General features: G+C 43.4%; 11 protein-coding genes. 6 read left to right on the plus strand and 5 right to left on the minus strand.

Features of this window, described 5'->3' with window-relative positions; translation table 11 throughout:
- The first annotated feature begins 103 nt into the window (after positions 1-103).
- The 4 genes from VHA02S_RS17505 to VHA02S_RS17520 all read left to right on the plus strand — a co-directional run bounded on the left by VHA02S_RS17505 (position 104) and on the right by VHA02S_RS17520 (position 2,657).
- Positions 104-1,021, plus strand: a complete 918-nt coding sequence (locus tag VHA02S_RS17505) for a DMT family transporter (RefSeq protein WP_005449569.1) — start codon at positions 104-106, stop codon at positions 1,019-1,021.
- 61 nt (positions 1,022-1,082) lie between these two features.
- Complete coding sequence (locus VHA02S_RS17510; protein ID WP_005449568.1) at positions 1,083-1,370, plus strand: hypothetical protein; 288 nt, start codon at positions 1,083-1,085, stop codon at positions 1,368-1,370.
- Between the two features lie 71 nt (positions 1,371-1,441).
- A complete protein-coding gene (locus tag VHA02S_RS17515; protein ID WP_038898023.1) occupies positions 1,442-1,798 on the plus strand; it encodes a c-type cytochrome in 357 nt (118 codons plus the stop codon).
- 331 nt (positions 1,799-2,129) lie between these two features.
- The gene (locus VHA02S_RS17520) at positions 2,130-2,657 is read left to right on the plus strand and encodes a hypothetical protein (protein ID WP_038898022.1); all 528 of its coding nucleotides are present in this window, start codon (positions 2,130-2,132) and stop codon (positions 2,655-2,657) included.
- A 94-nt stretch (positions 2,658-2,751) separates the two neighbouring features.
- On the opposite strand, the gene VHA02S_RS17525 is transcribed toward VHA02S_RS17520, so the two are convergent.
- Both VHA02S_RS17525 and VHA02S_RS17530 read right to left on the minus strand, forming a co-directional pair.
- A complete protein-coding gene (locus tag VHA02S_RS17525; RefSeq protein WP_005449559.1) occupies positions 2,752-3,180 on the minus strand; it encodes a MarR family winged helix-turn-helix transcriptional regulator in 429 nt (142 codons plus the stop codon).
- A gap of 10 nt (positions 3,181-3,190) precedes the next feature.
- Positions 3,191-3,832, minus strand: a complete 642-nt coding sequence (locus tag VHA02S_RS17530) for a cytochrome b/b6 domain-containing protein (protein WP_038898054.1) — start codon at positions 3,830-3,832, stop codon at positions 3,191-3,193.
- Between the two features lie 133 nt (positions 3,833-3,965).
- On the opposite strand from VHA02S_RS17530, the gene VHA02S_RS17535 reads away from it, so the two are divergent.
- Positions 3,966-4,409, plus strand: a complete 444-nt coding sequence (locus VHA02S_RS17535) for a c-type cytochrome (protein WP_005449549.1) — start codon at positions 3,966-3,968, stop codon at positions 4,407-4,409.
- Between the two features lie 65 nt (positions 4,410-4,474).
- Positions 4,475-5,134 (plus strand): hypothetical protein, encoded by a 660-nt coding sequence (locus VHA02S_RS17540; protein ID WP_080640356.1) that lies wholly within the window; start codon positions 4,475-4,477, stop codon positions 5,132-5,134.
- Between the two features lie 16 nt (positions 5,135-5,150).
- On the opposite strand, the gene VHA02S_RS17545 is transcribed toward VHA02S_RS17540, so the two are convergent.
- The 3 genes from VHA02S_RS17545 to VHA02S_RS17555 all read right to left on the minus strand — a co-directional run bounded on the left by VHA02S_RS17545 (position 5,151) and on the right by VHA02S_RS17555 (position 6,751).
- A complete protein-coding gene (locus tag VHA02S_RS17545; protein ID WP_017818231.1) occupies positions 5,151-5,600 on the minus strand; it encodes a GNAT family N-acetyltransferase in 450 nt (149 codons plus the stop codon).
- A gap of 83 nt (positions 5,601-5,683) precedes the next feature.
- Complete coding sequence (locus VHA02S_RS17550; RefSeq protein WP_038898020.1) at positions 5,684-6,214, minus strand: GNAT family N-acetyltransferase; 531 nt, start codon at positions 6,212-6,214, stop codon at positions 5,684-5,686.
- A gap of 66 nt (positions 6,215-6,280) precedes the next feature.
- Positions 6,281-6,751: an HAD family hydrolase gene (locus tag VHA02S_RS17555; RefSeq protein WP_038898019.1), complete on the minus strand. Its 471-nt coding sequence runs from the start codon at positions 6,749-6,751 to the stop codon at positions 6,281-6,283.
- Positions 6,752-6,945: the final 194 nt, after the last annotated feature.

Raw genomic sequence — 6,945 nt, forward strand, 5'->3', positions numbered from 1 at the left:
CTTCCATCTGTCACTTTTTGAAAACACTGTACCTAACTACATTAGCAACATTCGAGATTGAAAAACATTCAAAATTTAAAAACAGGTAGAGTGAGGGCGCATCATGTTAATCAGAGCCATTCCTTTTGTATTCGTTATCCTTTGGGCTTCTGGGTTTGTCGGCGCGCGCTTTGGTTTGCAATACGCTGAACCAGCAACCTTATTGTCGATTCGCATGGCGTTTAATGTTTTGCTGTTCCTAGTGATAGTGGTCTTGCTGCGTCGTCGTATTCCAACGGGCAAGGACTTTTGGCACAGTTGTGTGGTTGGTGTATTGATTCACGGTTTTTATTTAGGTGGGACGTACTTTGCTATTAGTTTGGGTATGCCAGCAGGACTAAGCTCGTTATTGGTAGGTATACAGCCCATTTTAACTGCCGTGCTGCTGGTAGTGTTCGCTTCTGAGCAATTTAAGCCATCACAATGGATTGGTTTGTCATTGGGCTTTGTCGGCATTGCGATGGTGCTGATGGGTAAGATGGAATGGCAGTCGGATTTGCACAAAACTTTAGCGATTGGTGTGTGTTTGTCATCTCTGTTTGGTATTACCGTCGGCACGTTGTATCAAAAGAAATACTGTCAACAAGTGGACATGGTGGGAGGCGCAACGGTGCAATATTTGGCGGCATTGGTGATGTTTCTACCTGTTGCAATGCAGTTTGAAACCATGCAGGTGCAATGGACAGCGGAGTTTATTTTCACCTTGATTTGGTTAGTGGTTGTTCTGTCTTGCGTAGCAATTTTATTGTTGCTGTACATGGTCAAGAATGGTGCGGCATCAAGCGTTGCTTCTGTGTTTTACCTTGTGCCTCCAACCACGGCGCTTCAAGCTTGGTTTGCGTTCGGTGAGTCATTTGATTGGATGGGTATTATTGGCTTTGTGTTGGCAGCGACCGCAGTATATTTGGTGGCGAAAAAGCCTGAATTTCCAACGCTTAAATCAAAGTTTGCAAAGCAAAAACGTAAAATATACCTAAATTAGGTAGGGACATTTGCGTGCCAGAGAGTACAATCCGGCTCTCAATATTGTGTGGAGCCTGGTAATGACCGTCAAGCCAGATCGAATGACCGCAATGCGCGATATCATTGCACAAGTAAAAGCTGAACTGCCGATTTATGAACCAGAGACGTTTGTTTGTGGTCCTGAAGGACAATGCATTGGTTGTCCTAAAAAACTGTTGGAGATGGTCGATTCAGAATTGAGTTATTGGGAATCGGCGATGGAACGCGGTATCACTCCTCAATTTGATGAAATTCGTCGCTTTGGCAAAATGTGCACCAGCGTGCGTCGAGGTCTAGTACGTAATAACGTCCCTTTGTTGAACGCTTAATCAACACTTTTTCGACATCCCCTTCGTTACCTTGTCTTCATTGATTTAGCAAATGAAGACAAGGGGCACCCATGCGTAAATTCTTTTTCTTGCTTGTATCCAGCTCTGGATTTGCAGGCTATAAATGGTTTACCGATAACCAATACGGCGAAGCGGACCTAGTCGCAGGAAAGCAGCGTTTTGAGTCTTATTGTGTCTCTTGTCATGGTGATAAAGGGCATGGAGATGGTCTTGTTGCCAAAGCCATGAACATTAAACCCGATAATATATCTGCCGAGCTCTTAAACCCGTTTGGGACGAAAGTGGAGCTGATTGGTTCTGTCTTGGAAGGTGGTAATGGGCAGGGCGGTGCAATGCCACCATTCAAAACTGTGCTGAGTGAAAACGAAGTCAATGACATATTTGAATACATCAAAAGTATTAACTAAATAAGATTCTTATTTTAGAAACAAATACTTAACCTGATCGTTTGTGCCGTAGTAGTTTGAATTTAGTCGAGTTTTTTAGCTAATTGCTGAGTATGTTTCAGCACAATTTAGCGGCTGGTCTCAAGTTCTTAATTGGTTCGGTTTTTCTCTCAGTTAGTGCGTTTCTCTGCGTAATTTCAGCGATATATTGGCTCGGTTCTCACATGGAAGTGGGAGCGACGACCTTTACCCTCAGCCATTTCGCTGAATCAAGCATCAAGAGGCTACTTGGGTAACTATCATTTGTCTGTATGCCGAGAGATAAGAAGTGAAAGCAAAAGGATTTACGTTGATGGAAATCACCATTGTGCTCGCAACATTGGGATCCATTGCTCTCGCAGCTTTACCTGTCTTGCTCGATATCCACCGCCAAGCATACGCGTCTATGCTGCACAGTTCACAGTCCTCTCTGGGGACATCTCTTAAGTTTTTTCATGCCAAAGTTGTTATTGATGATGCACAGGATAGTCAACAAATCACTTATGTTGACCATCAAGTGAAGATGCTCAGTGGCATGCCGGAAGCAAGTGCGAACAGTATCCGTGCTTTATTGGAAATAGGATTACCCGCCAAGGGCAATTCACCCATCGATAAGCCGTGCCATGGCAGCGATTTTTGTATTATGGGCAATCAATTTCCTAACAGTGAACACTTTGTTGAGATCCCAAAATACCAATTTATTGATCACTCTGGTCTAGATCGTGTGGTGTACATCTGGCCGCAGGGCTATACCTTGGAAAGTGAGGCGTGTTATTTCTATTACGTTAATCAAGCATCAAATCGCTCAGTGGTAAGAGGGCATGTTACTGAAGGGTGTTAGGTACGGGCAAACTTGGCGTTCACCTAAAAACACAAAGCCCCAAGTTCAGAACTTAGGGCTTTGTTTATTCTTGGTTGGAAAACTCAGCGAAGCGCTAAATCTCTGCGACCAACTTTTTTAGTAGGCGTAACATCTCTTTCTGTTCAGCCGGCTCTAACGGGCTCATTAGTGTTTTATTGACGTTCAACGGAATTGGCAGCAAGGTTTCTTTGAGGTTTCGCCCTTCTTCCGTGAGGTAAATTCGGAATGATCGGCGGCTATTTGGATCAGGGTGGCGTTCCACTAAACCAAGCTTCTCAAGCTTGTCCAAAGTGCGAGTCGTGGTTGAGTTTTCTACCTTAGATTTCGCCGCAATATCGCGCTGTGTTACGCCTTCTTCTTCCCATAAACACATCATGGTTGGCCAAAGCGCTACTGTGAGACCATGCTTCTTGAGTTCGATCTCAAATCGCTTTGCCGCATCGTGTGCAACCACGTTGATCATCCAACCAAAACTGTCTTGTCTATCAAACTGTTCGCTCATTTTCTTTCTCTTATGATAAAGCAACGATTGCCATGGTAACCAATGTTGCGGCAACTAGCACCCCCAACGCACGGCTTTGCGGTGCGAGATAGACAATTTTTTGCTCAGCAACAGAGGTTTCTTTGATTGTTTTGGTCTGTTTACCAGTGATCATGGCTTTCACTAATGGTTTGCCTTTTAATTTATAAAGAAGGATCGCGCCAATATGTAAAGCGATCAATATTGGTAAAAGATCGACCAAGGTTAGATGTAGCCACTCCATGCCAGCGAATACGTCACCGTTAAGCCAAACTTCCGAATAAGGCCATGTGTCGAATACGCCACCAAGAGCCATTCCAGAAATACATTGAAGCAAGAGTGCTGTCAGCATGGTTACTACCATCCAGCCGCCAGCAGGGTTGTGACCAGCAGTGGCTGCCGATTTTCCCTTTAAATAAGAAATGACGTCTTCAGGGGAGCGGAGAAACTGACGAAATAGGTTAGTCTCACTGCCGATGAATCCCCATACCATTCGCCATACTAGCAGTGTGAATAATGCCAATCCAAGTTGGATATGAGGACCGTTACCAGACAGCCCAGATGTCATCAATGCTATAAAAAGTAAAACTTGACTCCAGTGGTAGAGCCTTGTTGCTAAGTCCCAAATCTTCATCATTTACCTCGATCGTTTTGTTGTGTGATGATCTTCTTTACGGTAATTTACACAACAATAGTTGCGTACGCAATGATTGTTGTGTAAATTTAAATCCAACAACCCAACAATGAAGAACGATTAGGAGAAAGACATGAAAAAGACACTGGCACTGATTGCACTTTTACCGACCATTTTTGTACCAACAACGCTTTTTGCTCAAGACTTCAGCTCTCAAATCGACATGCGCCAGAATGCGTTTGAGCAAATTGAATCTCTATCGAAGCAAGCGGACAAGACTCTGAATGGCAGTAATACCGATTGGCAAGCTTTAGCGCAGATCGGCAATGAACTCTCTCGTCATAGCGAACATTTGCTACAAGCGTTTCCGCAAGGTAGCCAAGCTGATAGCAAAGCGAAGAAAGAAGTGTGGAGCAAGCCAGAGAACTTCAATCGTTTGATGGTGCAAATGGATGAAGGGTTCGTTCAACTGTATCAAGCAGCGCAAGATCAACAAGTTTCAGCAGCCGAGGCTGGACTAAAACAAGCCCAGAGTACTTGTCGTAGTTGTCATCGCGCATATCGTAGCCGCTGGTAATAGAGTCAACCACATTGAATTTAACTTGAAGCAGATAAGAAAATCGTAAAATGAAAGGTAACCTTATGAACAGAATCATCCTATTGAGCACACTTGCTGTTGCGTCTTTCTCAAGTTTTGCTGCTGATTACGGCGTTGAACTAGCCTGGAATACTAACGATGTGGAGCAGGTTTTACAGACATTACCAAAACAGAAAGCCGAATTTAGTCAACTTATCGAGCAAGGTGATGTGAAAGACATGTTCGTTTTACCAAGCAGTATTGATGGTAAAGTGGTACAAATTCTGCGTTTTGTTTTATCAGCAGAAAACGAAGCGGAAGTGCAAGCAAAACTGCAAGACTTACCCATGTACCGACAAGATTTGGTGAAGATCGCGAGTATCCAACCTATGGGTGCTAAATGGTTAGATAACACGCCTGAGAGTGATAACTACAGTGTGACATTGCGTTGGAAAGAGGGGGTTGAGGCTTTAGAAATGGACCGCGTATTGGGTGTCGATTTACAGCGTGTTATCAATCTGAACAACTCTGGTTTAATCACTTCGTCTTATATCAATACCCAAGTACTCGACAATGGCATTGAGCGTCCAATCTATTCAGTCGCTGTGTTAGCCAAGGATGCGCAGCAGGCACAAAACCTAATGTACTCTTTTGAAGCGGTTCAGCTTGGCTATGCGACATTTGAAATTGAATACTTGGGTAAAAAGTTAGATATGAAAAGTTAACCGAAAGTCTCTTTATTCAAAGCTCAAGATACAGGCGTAGCATATCTTTATGTTGAATGCCGTTTTCCCAAATTGGTTCTGGGTAGTGGAGTAAGAAATGATTTTTGTCCACGCTCTCTACCCTAAAACCTAATCGTTGATAATACGTCAGTTGATAACCAAAGGTACCCGTTCCCAATATCAGTTTTTGAAATGATTGACTTTTCATGGCTTCAATTGCAAAACGCAATAGATTTGAACCAATGCCGCGTTGTTGATGTATTGGCGCGACTGAAACGTTCATGATTTCAGCTTGTGTTTTCGAATGAGGTAATATCACACATGCACCAACAATTTGATTGTCTTCAATAGCGGCAAAGCCAATGGATGTATCAAGATATCGCTCAATGTTGTCTTGATTAGGGTCTGCCTCTAACAGCAAAGTCATTGGAATTTGGTTTGGTGGTAAAGGTTTAAATTCAATCATCACAATTACGTGTTAAGTCGTTGGGCGAGCGAGTATATCGAAAGGTCGCCTTTGTACCCAAGTAGCCTTGGATTCTTAGCTTATCAAGAATGGCTTTTGCTGCTAGCGTTCATTTCGTCTTGCTTTAACACCATTTTTTGACTCATCAGATATTTGCCATTGGGTAGTAACACTTCTCCTAGCTCACCACCATGTTCGAAGCCAAATTGTTCATACAAAGCAATCGCTGCTTGGTTGGTCTTATAAACATTGAGAACAATGGTATCATAACCATACTTCCAACCACTTTGAATGGCGGTTGCTAGAAGTTTTGTTCCTAGTCCTTGGTTGCGATAATGACGATCAATGTGAATGCCAAGAATACCAGTTTTCGTAAACTCTCCACCTTCATAACCGCACATTTCGGCAGGGAAGATCTCAATACTTCCCACTAATTGCCTCCCATCAAAGGCGACAAACTGAGGGATGGATTCTTTTTCTACTCGCGTGATCACATCACTCAACATTGTTCGGTCAGGCGCAGGAGATCGTAAATACTCGCCTTCTTCATATACACGGTTCCAGAGCGCAATAAAATGGTCGATATCGTTGAGAGTAATCGGTCTGATCTGCATTCATCTTCCTTGATTAGTGCATTAAGTGTAGTTGGTTAAACGAGAGTTCCAGTAAAGCCTTGTTGGTTAGCCTAGTATCAGCTCCGATAAACAATGCACTTGAGACGGAATAGGCTTACTTGGAACAGGAATGTTTTTAGGATTGAACCAAATGACGTTTAGCCCTGCATCCATTGCGGGATAAATGTCTTTTTCTGGTAAGTCTCCCACCATAGTGAGCTGGCTGGGTACTACGTTTAATTGCTCAGCGACCGCGAGATAGAAGCTAGGTTGATTTTTCGCAATACCAAGATTGGCAAAACAAAAGTAACCACTGATGTATTGGTCCAGTCCGACTCGCTGAAATGCCTTTTGCACGTCCTCCATTGCGGAGTCTGATGCACTGGTAGCGATATAAACGCTATGCTGCTGTGACAGTTTTTCTAGCGTTTCTCTGGCGAGAGGCATGGTCTCGACGTGTTCCCAATCGCACATTTTTCCTTGTGCGTGAGGGAAATCTACCATTAAGGTGTTCCCCCAATCGAAAAGATAAATCATGTTCGAATCTCCATTATACCCAAGTAACCTCGAGATGCTTGGTTCAGCGAGAATGACTCGGTTTGTAGACGCGTAGGCGATTTAAAGATCTAGTCACTCTAAATCAAGAATCGGCAACAAAGTATACAAGCCAAGGTCCTTACTATTTGTAACCTTACTATTTGTAAAGAATGCCCTTCGGGAGCGTGTCATTG

It is taken from the genome of Vibrio harveyi NBRC 15634 = ATCC 14126 = KCTC 12724 (genome assembly GCF_001591145.1).
GTDB lineage: Bacteria > Pseudomonadota > Gammaproteobacteria > Enterobacterales > Vibrionaceae > Vibrio > Vibrio harveyi.